This is a genomic window from Acinetobacter sp. WCHA55, assembly GCF_002165305.2.
In the GTDB taxonomy this organism is placed as follows: Bacteria; Pseudomonadota; Gammaproteobacteria; order Pseudomonadales; family Moraxellaceae; genus Acinetobacter.
The window spans coordinates 1,671,713-1,689,378 of record NZ_CP032286.1; the positions used below are offsets into that span (position 1 = coordinate 1,671,713).

A 17,666-nucleotide genomic window follows, 5' to 3' on the forward strand; every position below is an offset into this window, starting at 1 on the left:
TTTATAAGCCTAGGATAATGACCATGATGTAGAGATGTACCCCTAACTCTATTCAGTTTCTTTAAATGAAAATTATCATGAAATAAAACGATATAAGTTAAGTATTTCTAATCTAAAAAATGGCTGAATACAAAATACTTCGAGGATATATTTAAGCTTTTTACGTTATTGTGAAGAATAACTATGTAAAAGAAATACTTTAAGGTGTTACCTAAAAGACTAAAAGCGTCGAGAGCGAACAGGTAGTGCCCATTCAAATTTCTAAAGCTAGATGAAATGGCCCCTAATCCGTTTTCATAGACGTACATAACATCGATAGATACAAAGGGGCTTGATTATTTTGCAATTAAATATATTATAAAAACATATATTGTTTTAGGTGACTTACCAATGCATGATTTTGCGTGGTCTTTTATCGGTGGAATATTACTCGGCATCTCCGCCGTTGGATATTTATATACCAATGGACGAATTGCAGGAATCAGTGGTCTTGTCTCTCAAGTTTTAAACTTAAAAGGGATCATAAATACGCCTGCACTATGGTTTTTATTGGGCCTGTTTATAATTCCGTTTATATACGCAGCTTTTGTTCAACCTGATATTCATATGGAAGCGACACCTTTCATGTTAATTATTGCAGGCGTATTGGTAGGTTTTGGCACTCGTTTAGGCTCGGGTTGTACCAGCGGGCATGGTATTTGTGGTATCAGTCGTTTATCCAAACGTTCAATCATCGCTACGATGAGTTTTATGTCCGCAGGTTTTATCACCGTATATGTCGTCCGTCATATGCTTGGAGCAATCTAAAATGAAAAATGTTTGGGCGTTCATTTGGGGTGGATTATTTTCAATTGGTCTCATGCTTTCAGGAATGTCGAATCCTGCGAAGGTGATTGGCTTTTTAGATATTTTCGGGCAGTGGGATGCCAGCCTAGCTTTTGTGATGATGGGTGCAATTGCAGTTGCATTTATTCCTTTTCAGAACGCTGTACGTCAGTCACATCCACAAACCTTTTATGGTGAAGTCATACAACTTCCTAAAAATACCAAAATCGACCGAAAATTGATCCTCGGCAGTCTGCTATTTGGTATAGGTTGGGGAATTGCAGGAATTTGTCCTGCACCGAGTTTCACTTTGATTGGGCTGGGGTATTATCAAGCGATCTATTTTGTAATTGCGATGTTCATCGGCGTGTTGCTACACCGTAAAGTGATGGAGTAAATATCATGATGCAAACTGCTCAAGTCAAAGCCTTTTTTGACACTGCAACTAACACTTTTAGTTATGTGGTGAGTGATCCAGAAACTCAGCGCTGCGCCGTGATTGATAGTGTGCTGGATTATGATGCAGCATCCGCAACGACCAAAACAGAGCAGGCCGATTTAATCATTACTTATATTCAAGAAAATAGCCTAAGCGTTGATTGGATATTGGAAACACATGTCCATGCAGATCATTTAAGTGCTGCACAGTACTTAAAGCAAAAACTAGGTGGAAAAATTGCGATTAGTCATAAAATTGAAATCGTCCAACAAATTTTTGGTGAGATTTATCACTTAGATATTAAAAGTTTAAACGCTATGCAGTCATTTGATTATCTTTTTGCAGATCATGAGACATTTTTGATAGGCAACATAGAAGCTTATAATATTCCTACACCAGGGCATACGCCCGCATGTCTCAGTTATGTCATTGGTGATACTGTTTTCGTGGGGGATACTTTGTTTATGCCTGACTATGGAACAGCACGTTGTGATTTCCCAAAGGGGAGTGCAGCGGCTTTATTTGACTCGGTGAAGAGATTGTACACATTACCAGATGAAATGCGAATGTTCTTATGCCATGACTATTTACCTGAAAGTCGTGATCAATACCAATATGAAACATCGGTTTATTCGCAAAAGCATGAAAATATTCATATTGATAGCGAGACACAAAAAGCCGATTTTATCGAAATGCGAAACCACCGTGATGCAACTTTAAGTATGCCAAAATTGATCTTACCCGCCATTCAAATCAATATGTTTGCAGGAAAATTTCCGCAACCTGAAGAAAATGGTATTTCCTATTTAAAGCTTCCGTTAAATTTTTTTTAGAGCTGAAATATAGCAAACCCCAAAACTTTGAATTATTTCCAAAATTTAAGCTGATATTAGTCACAATACATGTACACGATTTTTTTAAATTTAGCCTAAGCAAATATCTAATTCAAAATAGCCTAAGCAATTTTTAATGAAACGCAAAAAGTCATTTGATTTATTCACATTAAAAATTCAATATCTATAGAAATCAAATACAGTAAGTTTTATATGATTCTCAATTATCAATTTCATCAAAATAAGCAACCAGTGGCAAAAACACTAGTCTTTGTTCACGGTTTATTTGGGAGTTTAAGCAATTTAGGGATGTTGGCACGGGAGTTTTATTCAAGCCACCATGTATTACAGGTAGATGTACGTAATCATGGACTATCTGCACACTCAAATGTGATGAATTATGAGGTCATGGCAGCCGATCTAATTGAAACTTTAGATGAACTCAACATCGAACACTTTTCTTTAATCGGGCATTCTATGGGGGGAAAGCTGGTGATGAAAGTGACAGAACTCGCAAGAGATCGACTAGATCAATTGGTGGTATTCGATATTACGCCTATTGCTTATAAAGAAAATCATCATGAGCAGATTTTTAAAGCGCTCTTTGCCGTACAAAAAGCAAATATTGAAACACGTCAACAAGCTATAGAAATCATGCGTGAATATCTCAAAGAAGAAATGGTTATTCAGTTTCTTCTGAAATCTTTTAGTAAAGGAAAGTGGTTGTTTAATGTGGATGCACTGTATCAGAACTATGCCCAAATTCTGTCATGGGAGAAGATAGAAACATGGCATAAGCCTACACTATTTATACGTGGTGGAAACTCACCTTATGTAGAAAAGCCAGAATATATAGCGACTATTCAATCACAGTTTTCTCAAGCCCAAATTCAAACAGTTGCAGATGCAGGACATTGGTTACATGCCGAGAAAACTGTACAAGTTTTGCAAATCATCACTCAATATTTGAGCGCTTCTTCAACCTGATTAATTAAAATTTGCAGCTGAGAGTTGTCCTTCAGAGGTCAGCTTTTCAGCCATTTCAGCAGTTTTCTTTAAATTTGGCATTCGATATTCAGTATGACCATAGTCTTGGATCGACTTCCAACGCCCGCCCCAAGTTAAACCGACAGATTCTGCAACTTCGCCATAGAGTTTATAGCCACGCATCGCCCAAGGGTCTCGTTCAGCTAACAACAAACTTATTCCAAAGTCTAGTAACGCCACCATATCGTTTAAATGCGCAGCTTTCTGTCAATCAGGCCGAACAGCAAATTATAGATGCGGCGCTTAAAAACAGAATCATAGAATTTGAATCTGGCAGTGCAGTTTTGGCTGCGAGTGGGACTCAGATCTTAGATGAAATGGCGGTGGCACTAAATAAGGTTGGAGGGAAGAAAGTTAAAATTATTGGACACACAGACAGCTCAGGTGACGCTGCAAAGAATCTTGTTTTAAGTAAAGAACGAGCTGTTACTGTAAAAAACTATTTGATCAATAAAAGTATTTCCGCAGAACGTTTAAGTGTTGAAGGACTGGGCTCGAACAAACCTGTTGCTGATAACGCAACTGCAGATGGTCGTAAAAAAAACCGTCGAATTGAATTTGACGTAATCTAAGTTATTTATAAAAAGCTACAATTAATGATATGACTTTATAAATAACCTTGATTTCGTATAATGTATATTATGTTAAATATCATATCCAAGACTGTAGCCTACGCAACCTCAGTTGGTGCTACAGCTCGACATTGTGAATCTAAGTAAAATTATATTCACAATGCCGAGTACGCTAATGAACATAATATACGTTATGCCGAAATCTACGCGCGAAACCTATCAATGTGATGATCGAGTTTTATAAAAAACTGTTTGAGCTGATCTATTTCTCTATCGTTGTCTAATTCTGAATTTTGCAGTTGTTCAAGCACGTTCTCCAGTAGATCACGCATGTACACATAATCAGCCTTGGTTAAAACGCCCTTTGATCTGTCATAGCTGACTTTTTTAAATCTGCTTATTTTTGTTGAGACTAGAAATGTGATTTTGCGCAAACAACAATTAAATATAATTATTTCTCAGCTAAATCACATAATTGCTAAAAAATTAAAGTATTAACTTAAAACCCAAGTTTATTACACAATTTCGTTCATGCGAATACGTTAGGCAACTTGGCTGAAATGCTACGTGAGCAATTGTTACAACCCGCAAGAACAATTAATTCTTTTTGCAACCCGCTAACCAGAAGTAACCATTTTCATCTCAGATCAGCCTTAGACTACGTGCCTTAGTTAACGCACCTGTACGGTTTTTTGCTCCAAGCTTGCTGTAAATATTGTGTAGATGCCATTTGAGCGTGCCTTCAGAAATAAAAATTGTCCCAGATAACTCTTTATTGCTTAAACCTGACTCCAAACGTTTGAGAATATCCAGTTCCCGCTTCGATAATGGCTCTGTCAATGGCTGAGAATCCTGCTGAGGAGTAGCTTGACCTCCCATTGCATCGAGCAAGCGTTTGATTAGACCTACAGACTCTTGATCACCTAACATCGATAGATCAATAAGTTCTAATAGATCCGTGAGTTTCCCCTCCCCATCTATGATTACTCTAAAGTAGTTTCGTTGGGATGCCACCTTCAAAGCATCAAGCAATGACCCTAATGCAGCTGATTGTTTGCCAATTTTTTGCTGAGCCATTGCTTTTAACAGCATGTATTGTACCCAACGATGATACAGCCCCTGTTCCAGACTATTTGCCAGAGGTGTTTGTAGGGCATGTAATACTTCATCTGGTTGGGTATGTAACATATAACTCAATTTTGCCAATAGGGTCAGTTCCTCAACAGGAGTATTCTGTAGATTAACCTTAAAATGCCGAGCAACACGAAGTGCTTCTTCAAAATGTCCAGCTCGACAGTGCCATTGACATTCTTCAGCTACAAGTGAGAGCGTGGCACGTTGTAACCCCCGACGCTCGCTTAAGCTTTGCCCTTTATGTAAGATATCTAGCCCTGCAGCTTCCCCATTTAACAATCGCTCAACCCTGGCCGCAGTAAGAAAGCTTAACAATAAGGAGTCACAAGGCCCTGACTCACCCACTCGTGACATGCAAATTTCCAGATGCCCGCGAGCTTGCTCCAATTCATCAAACTCATAAGCAACAGCAGCCAGTACAGAATGCAGCATAGCCATATGCCGTGGATGACCATCCAGATGTCTGCGCAGTAATTCCTGTCCTTCCTCTGACGCATGTCTTGCTGCTAAATAATCACCAGAATTTATATGCAGTAAAGCCTCAGTGTACTGCGTCCAAGCAAGTCCATACCAATTATCGACCTTATGCATCCACCCTTTGGCAGTATCATTCCATTGATGTCCATGCTTAATTTCACTTGCCATCATAAAACTGTATGCACGGACTAGTGCTGCCGCACCACTTCTAGTCAATGGTGCATCGGGCCAGCGTTCCAACCAAACTCCAGCCGCTTCTCCTGCCATCTTTCCATCATCTCTCAGTGCCGCAGACATTGCCTTTTGTAAAGCCACATCTCTTGTAATCTGATCTATCAACTGGTTATCGTGTGCTGTGTTCTCACTTAACCGTTCGCAAAGTTGCTCGAGATAATGTAACTGTGCATCGCTCTCTTGTTGGTAGGGAGAAAGTGATAGTGCAATCGCATAATGAAATCGGATTGTTGGATAGCGATCGACCCATTCCTCAGGCAGTTGCTCCATCCAGCGTAGAATGGTGTGGTGATAACCAGAGCGGTATACCAGTGCTTCAACCGAATCAGCAATCCATCTGGCTGCCATATCCCAATCTTGCACTTCCAATACCGCATTAATTGCAGTTTCCAGTTGACCCTGCTGATACAGCCAATGTGCTCCACTGCATACCACAGGTGATGGGTTACCAAAATCACGTCTAAAACGCTGACGAAGAAAATCTGCTGCAATGGGATGGAAACGATACCATTTGGCATTTTGATCTAAAGGGATAAGAAAGAGGTTTGCACGATAAATGTCACTCAACCGTTCATGTGCATTTCGTTCACCGGTCACTTCCATGGCGAGTGATACGCTGATCCGATCAAACAAAGAAATATGCAGTAGAAATCGACGTGAATGTGCATCTAGTCGATCAAGCACCACTTCACTTAGATAGTCGACGACATTCAGATCACTCCCAGAGAATTGTTCGATGACCCGTTCACTGTCATCACCTGAACGTAATGCAAGGGTCGCAAGTTCGAGAGCCGCGGGCCAACCTTCAACCTTCTGTACTAACTGCTCAACCATGGCAGGTTGAAGTGAATAGGGAATACGATCCTGAATAAAACGAGCAGCCTCATCTCGGGAAAATCGCAAATCCTGTGTCGTCAACTCTAGCAGTCGGCCATTCACTCGTAGTGTACTAAGGCGTAAGTGAGTAATTGCGCGTGCACCGATCACATATTGATAATTTGGTGGCGAATGGTTGAGTAGCCAATTGATAATACTCAATGAATGCTCAGAGCTAATACTTTGTAGGTCATCGATAAATAAAACTATGCGATCACTACGCTGACTCAAATCGTGGGCCAATGATTCAAGTGCTGCCCGCGCATCATCGGCACAATCTGCTGCTAATTCTTCGAGTGCTACTTCCCCTACTGCAGAATCAACTCCCTGAAATGCAGCAATCACATGCCGCATCAGACGTATTGGGTTATCATCATCTGTATCGACTGAAAGCCATGCACATTGAATACTCCGTTGCAGCAACTGACGATGCCAACCACTCATGAGAGTCGATTTTCCATACCCTGCGGGAGCACTAATACAGACCACCCTGACCGCACCACCAAGCAATCCTTCTGGTGGTAATAACTGCGGACGCTCAACGACCTTAGCAGCACCAACGCCTGCGTAGAGTTTGGATTCTAGCACCCCCGTAATCAGAGTTGCTTTTGTCATAATTATTCTCGAATATTCCTTTATACTTCATTCTATCTCAAACGCATTGCTGTACACCCCCTACTTTCGCCTGAACTGAGAACCATGCGTTCATATCTTTTAGATCAATAGCTACGGATTCGATCATTCTAATCAGTACAAGCTAGCTTACAAACCGATTGTGTCAGAATCCATTCAACCAGCAACAGGACTACGGAAACTCATTAAAGATGTACCTGCCACTGAACCAATATATACGGTACGCCCATCTTCACCACCAAATGCCAAACTGGAAGGCAACTTAAGCGTAGAACCACAACAAGCTGCCATCATTTCTCGCGTCGCAGTACCTGCAGCAATGGCTTCCACCATATTTTTCAAAGCCTCTTCATTCACTTCTTCAAACAATGTATGTACATTGCCTTCACGGTCAATCACGATAATCGCATTACGTGCGACCAGTGTGACCCAAACGTTACCTTGAGAATCGAAGGTAAAACCATCTGGAAAAGCACCGTAACCCAGGCACTCAGGACCGACCAATTCACGAGGTCCTAGTGAACTATCATCATTTATAGGAAAGCGTACGATACGACTCCCAAGGCTTTCTGAAGCGTAAAGGTATTGCCCATCAGGACTCACCTTAACCTCATTTGTCATATGCAACCCATCTGCAACAACTTTCGCCCTACCATTTTTAATTAACAGAATAGAACCTTCAGGCCCCGCATTAAATGCATCACACCAACGCTCTCGATTTGTCATGACAGATACCCAAATCCGCCCTTGAGCATCAAGATAAGGATAATTCACCACACCAAGTGACTGCCCATCTACATCGTCGATTAGCTTACGGGTCACACCATCAGGGGATATTTCAGAAATTGCATGATCTTCAAGCCCCACAATAACAAAGGTGCCATCTTTTCGACGGGAAAACCCATTTGAAACACGCAAACCTGCACCAAGTGGATTAGGTCCATCAAGCTCAACACGTGCAACACCACCTGTTCGGCTGTCTGATACCCAAATACCATCTTCGTAGCACATTACACATTCTGGACGAGTGAGACCTTGCCCAACACTGCTAAAATCTTCTTTGCGTAGACGAAAATTCGACCAAGATTGACTCATTTGATGCTCCTTGCAACGGTTATTTTTATATTCCTTGAATGTAGTCCAAACAGAATTAAACAACTTCGATCCAACTTGTTGGTCTATCTGACAATATTTCCAATGAGTAAATTGACGAGGAATAAGATTGAGGACTGCAACATAAAGAGGCAGGACTGATCAGCCCTGCCTCCATACTTTTGAATTTAAGCGACGGATTGCTTAGACCCAATATTATCGAGTTTGCGAAACACCAACTCATCCTCTTTAGCGCTCGCACGCCAATCGCGAATAAGAGAAAAATACTCTCTTACCCCACCACCATAAGCACGTTGGTAGAATGGGATTTGTGAAGTATCCCCTTCATTATTGAAATAACCCGGGGTGCATTCGTCAAAAAATTCTTGACTAGATGCTTTAGATGCCATCTTTGCAGACCAATTTTTAACGGCAGTTTCAGTTACTTCAACCACATCCTCGCCATTACGTAGTGCGGTAGAGAACAAATCGGCGGCATGCTCTGCTTGTTCCTGCGCGATATGCATATAGTTGAACGAAGCAGCAGCTTGGAATAAGTTACCTACGAATTGGAAGTTCGGGAAACCTTCCATCCACAAACCATGCACCGACTTGAACCCTTGCGCCCATTCATCCGCCATACGACGACCATTCTTACCAATAATTGGATACGTTGCAGTATCTGGACCGTAAGCACCATATTGGAAGCCAGAGGCCATGATAATGCAGTCAACTTCATAATGCTGGCCATTCACAATGATGCCCGTTTCATCAATCGCGTCTACACCACGACCATCAGTATCTAATAACGACACAGAAGGCATGTTAAAAGCTTCTAAATAGTCATCTGAGTAAAGTGGGCGCTTACAGAACAGGTTGTACCAAGGTTTAAGCTGGGCAGCCGTTTTCTCATCCTGTACCACCTCATCAATACGACTACGCAACCGCTCCATCAGTTCAAAATCATGCTGTTGGTATACAGCAGCGAAATTTTCCAATTCAGCTTGACTGGTAATCTCGAACAATTTCTTGGCAGCACGGGTCCAGCAGTCGTTGATTTCATCTTGAACTGGTGTTCCAGCGATGATATCCGTGAAATTACCTTGACGATGTAGCTGCCAACCTGGCGCCTGATTCTTGAACCACTCCACATCTGTTGGTTGGTTGTTACGAGCATCAACAGCCCCCGGTGTACGCTGTACGAGATAAGCTTTCTCTGCAGTTTTAGCAAGGTGCGGTAGAATCTGAATGCCTGTAGCACCATTACCAATCAACGCAACGCGCTTGCCAGCTAGACCCACTAAATCACCCTCTGGCGTACCACCAGTATAGTCATAATCCCAACGGCTTGGATGGAACATCTTACCTTTAAATGTATTCAAGCCAGGAATATTTGGGTATTTCGGAGTGTGCAGAAAACCGCTGGTACCAGCCATAAAACGCGCTCGGAATTCATCACCACGATTAGTTTTCACAATCCAGCGTGCAGATGCTTCATCCCATTCAGCAGAGCTGATTTTGGTCTGGAATACACTATTTTCATACAACCCAAAGTGACGACCAATTGCTTGGCAATGTTTAAAAATTTCTGGACCACTCGAATAACGTTCAGGTGGCACCGTACCGACATCTTCAAGAAATGGCAGGTAAATATATGATTCAACATCACAACGTACACCAGGATAACGGTTCCAGTACCACGCACCGCCAAAATCACCCGCTTCTTCAATAATACGAATATTGGTAATTCCATATTTTTTAGCAAAGACAGATGCAAGCAAACCGCCCATACCACCACCTGTTACGAGCATATCAACATCTTCGCAGATAGCATCACGGACAGGTGCTGGACCCGCAAATGGATCTTGATCAAATTCGTGGAACTGACCAACTGGATTTAGTGTGCTACGGTTGCCACGTTCTAGTCGTTTGTTCTTTTCTTCCTGATATTTCTTCTTTAACGCTGCTGCGTCGTATAATGGTTGATTCGTCATGTTTAATTCAGCCTTGTAATTCTTGTATTTAAAGAAATGACCGCGCAATTACTGCGCGACAAAACCGCCATCAACAGATAGAGTATGACCATTCACAAAGGATGCAGCATCTGAGCACAACCATACCACAGCCTCAGCAACTTCTTCCGGCTGACCTAAACGACCTACTGGGTGGGCTGAAGTCAACGCATCTACGGCTTCTTGTGGAACTGCGGCAGCCAATGTACCTGCCAAAGGTGTATGGATCGTACCAGGGTTTACTGAGTTGATACGAATTCCCAACTTTGCGTATTCCAGTGCCGCAGCACGCGTTAGACCAACAACGGCATGTTTACTTGCAACATAGCCACATGCTCCAGCAGTACCAACCAACCCCCACATAGAAGAGGTATTTACAATAGATCCACTACCCTGTTTAAGCATTTGTGCACATTCATATTTAAGACAGAGCCAAACACTCTTAAGATTAATGTTTAGGATGCGATCCCAAGCATCTTCAGGATAGTCATGAACTGCGCTACCAAAAACACCTGGCGCTTCAATAATGCCTGCATTGTTATAAGCACAATCAAGACGACCATAGGTTTCTACAGTTTTATTCACCATAGCTTCTACATCAGCCGCTTTGGTCACATCTGTTTTAATGAAAGTAGCTTCGCCACCTTCACCGCGAATCATGTTTACCGTTTCTTCACCACCAGCAACACTGATATCAGCCACAACGACCTTTGCACCTTCTCTTGAAAAGAGTAGAGCTGTTTGTCTGCCAATTCCGCTACCACCACCAGTAACCAATACAACTTTTCCGAATGCACGTTCAGACTTGATCATTCTTTCGTCCATGTTAAATCTCTCCATTATTCCTATTGTTCCTGAGCTTTGGTTTGCAAGAACCGATTATCGAAATTGTATCGGTTCGGTCAGGTCTTTAGACATAATCGAATAAACGACCAAATACGTCGCCTATTAAAAGTTAGGTTTTGATGACGGGACAAAACACTACAAGATCCATTTTATTAAAGGGAATAAAGATGATTTAAGCAGTCATCTGTTATCCATTTTTTTCAAATATATTTTCCATGACTTATCACTCTTTTAGCAAGGTAAGGCCGCAAATAGGCGAAATATAATATCTCTAAAATTAAGTTTAAATTGACCAAGGTACAGAGTTTGCAACCTATCTGAATAATCTAACCTAACTTATGTTAGGTGCCCTTTTAGATACTTAACTGTTAAAAATAGTTCAACGTTTGGTGACTTGATGTTCTGGGACGCCAAGTAGCAAGGACTTATCGCAAACCCAACCCCATATATGTGGTTGGATGTATCTGGTTAGTGCCCTTGCAAACTAAAATTCAGTATTTATCCTATAAGGGAGAACAACATGCCTATCGTGCACGTCAATGGACAGACTCTGCATTACACCGATACAGGTGGTAATAAACCCGTCCTAATTTTTTCACACGGCTTACTCATGGATCACAGCATGTTCGAAGCCCAAGTCTCAGAGTTTTCTAGTGATTACCGCTGTATCTGTTGGGATGAGCGTGGGCATGGACTTACAGGAGATGCTACAGCACCTTTTAGCTATTATGATTCGGCTAATGATGCTGTCGCACTGTTAGAGTATTTAGGGGTCGAACAGGCTGTATTTTTGGGCATGTCACAAGGTGGTTTTCTATCACTGCGTGCAGCGCTTAAGCATCCTGATATGGTACGTGCATTTGTGCTTCTAGATTCACAAGCTGGTGTAGAAGACCCAGAACTGATGCCGGGCTATCAAGCTTTAATCGAGAACTGGGCAAGCAATGGCTTGTCAGCAGAAACTGCCGCTACTCTTTGCCACATTATTGGGGGGCCAGGCTTTGATGGTGCTCCTTGGATCAAGAAGTGGAAGAAGATTAACCCGAGCAATCTCTTGCAGATATTCCATACACTGGGTGCACGAGATCAGATCATTGACCAACTAAATCAACTGAATATGCCAGCGTTAATTGTATATGGTGACTGCGATGTAGCCGTTTCATTAGATCGTGTACAAGCCACTTACGATGCTCTACCTAATGCACGTCTAGAGATTATTAAAGGAGCTGGACATGCTGCTAATATGACACATGCAACTGAAGTCAATGCGGCGATTCGTGGCTTTCTTGCAAGTTTGTCTGAATTGCAAAGTAGTGTTACTGATACATCGATAGCTAGTTAAAGTCTCATCTAACTTTACAAAATACTCTCCATTTTCAATAAAGAAAGGCTTTGTTGCACAAAGTTATTCTTAAAGGCTTCTTCAGTATATAATTTCCAAATGAAGAAGCCTGCATCCAAAATTTATCGTACAACGAATTGGTCCTCGTTTAACCAAGCTCTAATCAAGCGAGGAAATATTTCAATTTGGTTCGATCCTCAGACTCAATGGTAGACTCAGCTACAAGCTAAGCATGCAAGAAATTAACCCTATTCTTATACAGCAATTCAGTGCTGTTTGATGATCGAATCTATCTACGACTTTCTTTGCATATGCTCACAGGCTTTGTGCTACAGCTTATTCCATCCTTTGCAGATGACAAAACAGATTGATATTGCGATCAGCTATCAAAAAAGCATGAAACATGACTTCCTCCAAGAAAAAATGCAAGGCCATGGAAAGATAAGAAATTAGGAACTTTAGAGAATAATAAATTGTAGTTTGGTCAGAACTTGGATGAATTACATCAAGTGATTAAGCGATAAACTCAGTGCAAGGAGTTTTGACAGTCAGGTCAATGAAATCCATGTACGTATAGTCGTGTTAAATAAATTTAAAGAATTAGGCCGAACCCACACTTAGGTTATCACTTAAATTTGAAAAACTTAGGAAAGCTCTATCTTTAAAATCTTTATGCAATAAAACTGGTACAGGTTGCCTAGCTCAGTATTAAACCAAGCACTTATTTAAAATAGTATTGCACTTCTTATTCACATCTATATCTATTTACGACAATACAGTTTAAAAAAATCCCCCCTAGACATTCATCTGGGGGATTTTTTAGGTTAAGGTCTATTACTTCAAATCAACTACGACTTTATCAATTGTGCCTGTAAATGCATACGGTGCTTTGTCATAATAAGAACTGGACACTGTTGAGCCTAAATCCATCCCAATATCAAATGTTTCCGTTGTTGAGAATCGAAAAGGCACCACTTTCTCTACGCGACCCTGAGCGACTTGGTCACCATCGACATTGATTGTGACATCACCACCTATATTGCTTCTGCCTGAGCGCGGTGCTTGTTGGTAATTTACGACAATGGTGTGCTTACCAGGTGGCAATACTTTTTTACCTGCAATTCGGTAGTGCGATTGAGAAAAAAAGTTGTATTCATATACAGGAATACCATTTTCCAAGTACAAGGAGAAACCAGCACTTGCACCACCCTCAGCAACGATGACACCATTTGCACCCTGCTTAGGAATATCAACCGTCGCAGTAATGCTGTGCGAGCGTTGATACATTGGTGGCGCACTACCTTCAGGTAGACGTGTAGTGCCTGCTGAATAGGTAAACTGTTTACGTCCCCGGATAAAAGATGGGCGTTGAGGATTGAAGGCGCGTTCAACAAAACGATCATCTAGTGGATATACATTATTTTTTCTGGCTTCTTGATCGAATAGCTTTTTCAGCTCTTCCAAACGTTTTGGTTCTTTTTCCGCTAAATCATGTGCCTGAGAAAAGTCCTTTTCAATGTTATATAATTGCCATTTGTTATCTTTAAACCCCGTAGAACCGTTTAATTCCCACGGTACGCCATGAAATGATGCTGCAACCCAACCATCATGATAAATGGCACGATGTCCCTCAACTTCAAAAAACTGTGTATGGCGTTGTCCTTCGGCTTTTGCATCATTAAAACTGTATTCCATGCTGATACCAGCCATTGGAGTTTGTTTCACGCCATCGACCTCCGTCGGTTGAGGAATATTGGCAGCTTCTAAGATGGTCGGCACAATGTCAACTACATGATGGAACTGACTGCGAATTTCATGCTTACTCTTAATTTTTGCAGGCCAAGACACGATCATGCCATTACGAGTTCCTCCAAAATGAGATGGAACACGTTTCATCCATTGAAAAGGTGAAGTGCCAGCCCAGGCCCAGCCCACAGGATAATGGTTTTCATGTTTTGGACCACCGAGTTCGTCAATATGCGCTAACTGATTTTCAACACTATCAGGAAGCCCATTGATAGTCATCATCACATTCGAAGTTCCAGTGACGCTTCCTTCAGGGCTAGCACCATTATCACCAGCAACATAAATAATCAGAGTGTTTTCGGCATCAGGAAGATTATGAATGGCTTGAATCAAACGTCCCATTTCATGGTCAGTTTGAGCAACAAAGCCTGCAAAAACTTCTTGATGCTTGGCAAATAATCGTTTTTCATCTGGACTAAGTGATTCCCAAGCCTGAATACTCGTTGGTCGTGGGGTTAGGTCAGTATTTTTCGGTATAATCCCCATTTTCTTCTGACGGGCTATCGTTTCTTCACGAACTTTGTCCCAACCTTGATTAAATTTTCCTTTAAATTTATCAATCCATTCTTGATTAACATGTAATGGTGCATGTACAGCACCAGGTGCCATATATACAAAAAATGGTTTATCTGGTGAAACTGAGCGCTGACGATTGATCCAACCTATCGCATCATCGACTAAATCGACATTTAAATTATAACCTTGCTCAGGTGTTTTAGGTGGTTCGACAGGAATAGTTCCACGGACTAACTGTGGTTCCCACTGGCTTGTATCGCCACCAAAAAAACCATAAAAATATTCAAAACCAAGTCCTGTTGGCCAATGTTCAAATGGCCCAATTGGGGAAGTTTCCCAGTCAGGAGTGTTATGCCATTTACCAAAAGCAGCAGTGGAATAACCATTATCTTTTAATATTTCTGCGATACTGGCTGTTTCTTTCGGCCATAAAGTATTGTAGCCAGGATAACCCGTGGAAAGCTCTGTAATGGTTCCCATGCCAACTTGGTGACCGTTTCGTCCAGTCAATAAAGCTGCACGTGTAGGGGAACTAATGCCTGTAGTATGAAAACGATTATAAATAATACCATCGTCAGCCAGATGATCCATTTCAGGCGTAGGTACTGAACCACCAAAAGTACCTGCCTGACCAAAACCTAAGTCATCGAGTAAGATAACCACCACGTTAGGAGCACCTTGTGGTGCTTTAGCAGGTTGCGGAAAGTCCTGTTGAGAGCCTTCGAAGGTTTCTTTGATAACGCCTTTAAATTCAGGTGTCTGTTGAGGCAGGGTTAAACGTGAATTATCAATGTTTTTTTTAGCATTGATTGTATTTTCAGTAGTTGCAAAAGCAGTATGCGTACATGCGATTGCTGCGACTAAAGTTAATACACGGCTCAGTGGCTTTGGTATCGATGGCTTATGCTTATTTCTCTTCATATATATTCCTTTGAAGTGTTTGCTTAAGTAAGTTTTAAAAAAAATATTAAATTCAGTATCTTATTTTGGTTTTTGGACTTTTAAAAACGGGAGTGACTTCAGAAAAAGCGCTATTGTTATTAATTAAGTAATTCAACATTTTTGTCCTAGTATTTATTCCTTGGAGAAAGCCTGACTTGTGTAAACAAGTTTTAAAGTCCCATTTTTAAATGCATTACAGTCAATTTTTCACAGTTCAATCCTGCGAACTACGTAAAGATGTGATCAAAATTTAGTAAATACCAAGTCAGTACGACACTTTTACTAAAGATCGAACTCTATCAAACAGCTGTGATTGGAAAACCTTACTAAAGTTGTGTTTTATCTTTTTTATGCAGATGTATTTTAAAAAATATGAAATAGACTTTAGATAAACCCAAGTTAAACAGCCTATCTCAGGCTGTGACTTACGTAATTTAGTGTTGTCACAAATTTGCAAAGTGAATTGTTATCTTCGATTTTGATAGCGGCTTCAAAAATTTAATAAGGAATATTATTAGAACTGCTCTAAAGATTTTTTTCTGGTTGATAACTATTATCGGCAGTTTCGGAAACCCCAATTTAGCTTTTTCATAAACTGAGTGAACATTAGCATACATATATGGCTAGATTGTTTTTGATCCTAGCCAAAATAATGGACAATGATTCCCTCTAAAGATAACGTAAGGTTAACTTTGGAGATGTAAAAATGGCTAAACGCTTTAGTCCAGAATTCAAACAACAAGCAATTGATTATGCACTTTCAAACTCGCACGAATCTGTGGCTGCTATCGCCCAGAAATTAGGTGTGGGTTATTCAACATTAGATAAATGGATTCGTGAGACCAACCCCACTGGTTCCAGCAAAAGACAGCTCTCGCCAGAACAACAGCGTATTCTCGATTTAGAAAAAGAAGTCAAACAACTCAGGGAAGCTAATGATATTTTAAAAAAGGCGCATGTGTACTTCCTGACAGATCATGCCAAGAAAAGTACACGGTAATCCAAGGCCTAACTGTGACTGAAATTACGGTTTCTTCTGCCTGTAAATGCCTAGGTGTCAGCACTTCGGGCTACTATGCTTGGCGAAAGAGACAGATTTACGTCAATCAGAAGTACACTGATTTAAAAGCTGTATATTGGCAACACCATGCTCGCTTAGGAGCACCTTCATTGGTGCACGACATGCATGATTTAGGTTACTGCATGAGTGAACGTACAGTTGGAAGGATGCTGAAAAAGCTCAGTTTACGTAGCAAGATTGCACGTAAATATAAGCATACGACTGATTCAAATCATCGTTTGCCGACGGCACCGAATTTATTAGATCGCCAGTTTACAGTCACTCTGCCAAATAAAGTTTGGACAACAGACATCACCTATATCCGAACCAAAGAAGGTTGGCTGTATTTATGTGTGATGCTAAATTTATTTAGTCGTCGTATTATAGGTTGGCAAACCAGCCATCGGATAGATCGTCAATTGGTATGTGATGCATTTAATTATGCAATGGCACGTCAGGGATATCCAACAGGTGTCATGGTGCATTCGGACCAAGGCTCACAGTACTGTAGTCGTGATTTTAGAGCACTATTATTGGCGAATAACTGTATTCAAAGCATGTCACGTAGGGGGAATTGTTGGGATAATGCGGTGACTGAAAGCTTCTTTCATACATTGAAAGGTCATGTGATACATGACAGTGTATTTGCCACTCGAAAAGAAGCCAATGCTGTCTTGTTTGAATATATTGAAGTTTACTACAATCGAATCAGACGACATTCTGCAAACGGCTGGTTAAGTCCTGAAGCCTTTGAACATAAATATTTTAAGAATTTAGAGGGATATGCTGTCCACGATACTGTCTAGGATCATATGTTCCTAAGATAGGATGAATAGAGTTGGTTTCTATAATTTTATTAAAATCCCTTAAAGCCTCTTCATGGGTTAAAACTTTTTCAGTAATCATTTTCATGACCTCGTAATTACTTACAAGTTTGAAATAGGAATTGAAATCATTAGTCGTAAATTTCTCAAAAAGAA

11 protein-coding genes and 3 pseudogenes are annotated in these 17,666 nt (G+C 40.9%); 8 read left to right on the plus strand and 6 right to left on the minus strand.

Features of this window, described 5'->3' with window-relative positions:
* The first annotated feature begins 390 nt into the window (after positions 1 to 390).
* The 4 genes from CDG62_RS10980 to CDG62_RS10995 all read left to right on the plus strand — a co-directional run bounded on the left by CDG62_RS10980 (position 391) and on the right by CDG62_RS10995 (position 3,084).
* Positions 391 to 807: a YeeE/YedE family protein gene (locus CDG62_RS10980; protein WP_087527450.1), complete on the plus strand. Its 417-nt coding sequence runs from the start codon at positions 391 to 393 to the stop codon at positions 805 to 807.
* Position 808: 1 nt separating this feature from the next.
* Complete coding sequence (locus CDG62_RS10985) at positions 809 to 1,222, plus strand: DUF6691 family protein (protein ID WP_087527451.1); 414 nt, start codon at positions 809 to 811, stop codon at positions 1,220 to 1,222.
* Between the two features lie 5 nt (positions 1,223 to 1,227).
* Positions 1,228 to 2,097 (plus strand): MBL fold metallo-hydrolase, encoded by an 870-nt coding sequence (locus tag CDG62_RS10990; RefSeq protein ID WP_087527452.1) that lies wholly within the window; start codon positions 1,228 to 1,230, stop codon positions 2,095 to 2,097.
* A gap of 213 nt (positions 2,098 to 2,310) precedes the next feature.
* Positions 2,311 to 3,084, plus strand: a complete 774-nt coding sequence (locus CDG62_RS10995) for an alpha/beta fold hydrolase (protein WP_087527453.1) — start codon at positions 2,311 to 2,313, stop codon at positions 3,082 to 3,084.
* On the opposite strand, the pseudogene CDG62_RS11000 reads toward CDG62_RS10995, so the two are convergent.
* Positions 3,085 to 3,297: pseudogene (locus CDG62_RS11000) on the minus strand (M15 family metallopeptidase); the annotation flags it as partial. It abuts the gene before it with no gap.
* On the opposite strand from CDG62_RS11000, the pseudogene CDG62_RS11005 reads away from it, so the two are divergent.
* Positions 3,291 to 3,716: pseudogene (locus CDG62_RS11005) on the plus strand (OmpA family protein); the annotation flags it as partial. The pseudogenes CDG62_RS11000 and CDG62_RS11005 sit on opposite strands and share 7 nt — an antisense overlap.
* A 642-nt stretch (positions 3,717 to 4,358) precedes the next feature.
* Here the strand turns inward: CDG62_RS11005 and CDG62_RS11010 are convergent.
* From CDG62_RS11010 to CDG62_RS11025, 4 genes are all read right to left on the minus strand, one after another.
* Positions 4,359 to 7,052: a LuxR C-terminal-related transcriptional regulator gene (locus CDG62_RS11010; protein ID WP_087527454.1), complete on the minus strand. Its 2,694-nt coding sequence runs from the start codon at positions 7,050 to 7,052 to the stop codon at positions 4,359 to 4,361.
* A gap of 174 nt (positions 7,053 to 7,226) precedes the next feature.
* The gene (locus tag CDG62_RS11015) at positions 7,227 to 8,165 is read right to left on the minus strand and encodes an SMP-30/gluconolactonase/LRE family protein (protein WP_087527455.1); all 939 of its coding nucleotides are present in this window, start codon (positions 8,163 to 8,165) and stop codon (positions 7,227 to 7,229) included.
* A 185-nt stretch (positions 8,166 to 8,350) separates the two neighbouring features.
* Positions 8,351 to 10,156: a flavin-containing monooxygenase gene (locus tag CDG62_RS11020; protein WP_087527456.1), complete on the minus strand. Its 1,806-nt coding sequence runs from the start codon at positions 10,154 to 10,156 to the stop codon at positions 8,351 to 8,353.
* A gap of 48 nt (positions 10,157 to 10,204) precedes the next feature.
* Positions 10,205 to 10,999, minus strand: coding sequence for an SDR family oxidoreductase (locus CDG62_RS11025; RefSeq protein WP_228254444.1), 795 nt, complete (start codon positions 10,997 to 10,999; stop codon positions 10,205 to 10,207).
* Between the two features lie 541 nt (positions 11,000 to 11,540).
* Between CDG62_RS11025 and CDG62_RS11030 the strand changes: the two genes are divergently transcribed.
* Positions 11,541 to 12,362, plus strand: a complete 822-nt coding sequence (locus CDG62_RS11030; RefSeq protein WP_087527457.1) for an alpha/beta fold hydrolase — start codon at positions 11,541 to 11,543, stop codon at positions 12,360 to 12,362.
* Between the two features lie 99 nt (positions 12,363 to 12,461).
* Positions 12,462 to 12,983 (plus strand): annotated as a pseudogene (locus CDG62_RS11035) (transposase).
* Positions 12,984 to 13,196: 213 nt separating this feature from the next.
* Here CDG62_RS11035 and CDG62_RS11040 read toward each other — a convergent pair.
* Positions 13,197 to 15,605 (minus strand): arylsulfatase, encoded by a 2,409-nt coding sequence (locus CDG62_RS11040; protein ID WP_087527458.1) that lies wholly within the window; start codon positions 15,603 to 15,605, stop codon positions 13,197 to 13,199.
* Between the two features lie 727 nt (positions 15,606 to 16,332).
* Between CDG62_RS11040 and CDG62_RS11045 the strand changes: the two genes are divergently transcribed.
* Positions 16,333 to 17,492 (plus strand): IS3 family transposase gene (locus CDG62_RS11045; protein WP_087527459.1). Its coding sequence is split into 2 segments (ribosomal slippage): positions 16,333 to 16,579 and positions 16,579 to 17,492, totalling 1,161 coding nucleotides; the frame shifts between segments, so codons are not numbered across the junction.
* Positions 17,493 to 17,666 lie beyond the last annotated feature (174 nt).

What these genes read in the sequence shown, in the direction of transcription:
- CDG62_RS11025 (WP_228254444.1), bottom strand. Translation starts at nt 10,999, where the DNA reads ATGGACGAAAGAATGATCAAGTCTGAACGTGCATTCGGAAAAGTTGTA.
- CDG62_RS10980 (WP_087527450.1), top strand. Translation starts at nt 391, where the DNA reads ATGCATGATTTTGCGTGGTCTTTTATCGGTGGAATATTACTCGGCATC.
- CDG62_RS10995 (WP_087527453.1), top strand. Translation starts at nt 2,311, where the DNA reads ATGATTCTCAATTATCAATTTCATCAAAATAAGCAACCAGTGGCAAAA.
- CDG62_RS11015 (WP_087527455.1), bottom strand. Translation starts at nt 8,165, where the DNA reads ATGAGTCAATCTTGGTCGAATTTTCGTCTACGCAAAGAAGATTTTAGC.
- CDG62_RS11040 (WP_087527458.1), bottom strand. Translation starts at nt 15,605, where the DNA reads ATGAAGAGAAATAAGCATAAGCCATCGATACCAAAGCCACTGAGCCGT.
- CDG62_RS11020 (WP_087527456.1), bottom strand. Translation starts at nt 10,156, where the DNA reads ATGACGAATCAACCATTATACGACGCAGCAGCGTTAAAGAAGAAATAT.
- CDG62_RS11010 (WP_087527454.1), bottom strand. Translation starts at nt 7,052, where the DNA reads ATGACAAAAGCAACTCTGATTACGGGGGTGCTAGAATCCAAACTCTAC.
- CDG62_RS10985 (WP_087527451.1), top strand. Translation starts at nt 809, where the DNA reads ATGAAAAATGTTTGGGCGTTCATTTGGGGTGGATTATTTTCAATTGGT.
- CDG62_RS11030 (WP_087527457.1), top strand. Translation starts at nt 11,541, where the DNA reads ATGCCTATCGTGCACGTCAATGGACAGACTCTGCATTACACCGATACA.
- CDG62_RS10990 (WP_087527452.1), top strand. Translation starts at nt 1,228, where the DNA reads ATGATGCAAACTGCTCAAGTCAAAGCCTTTTTTGACACTGCAACTAAC.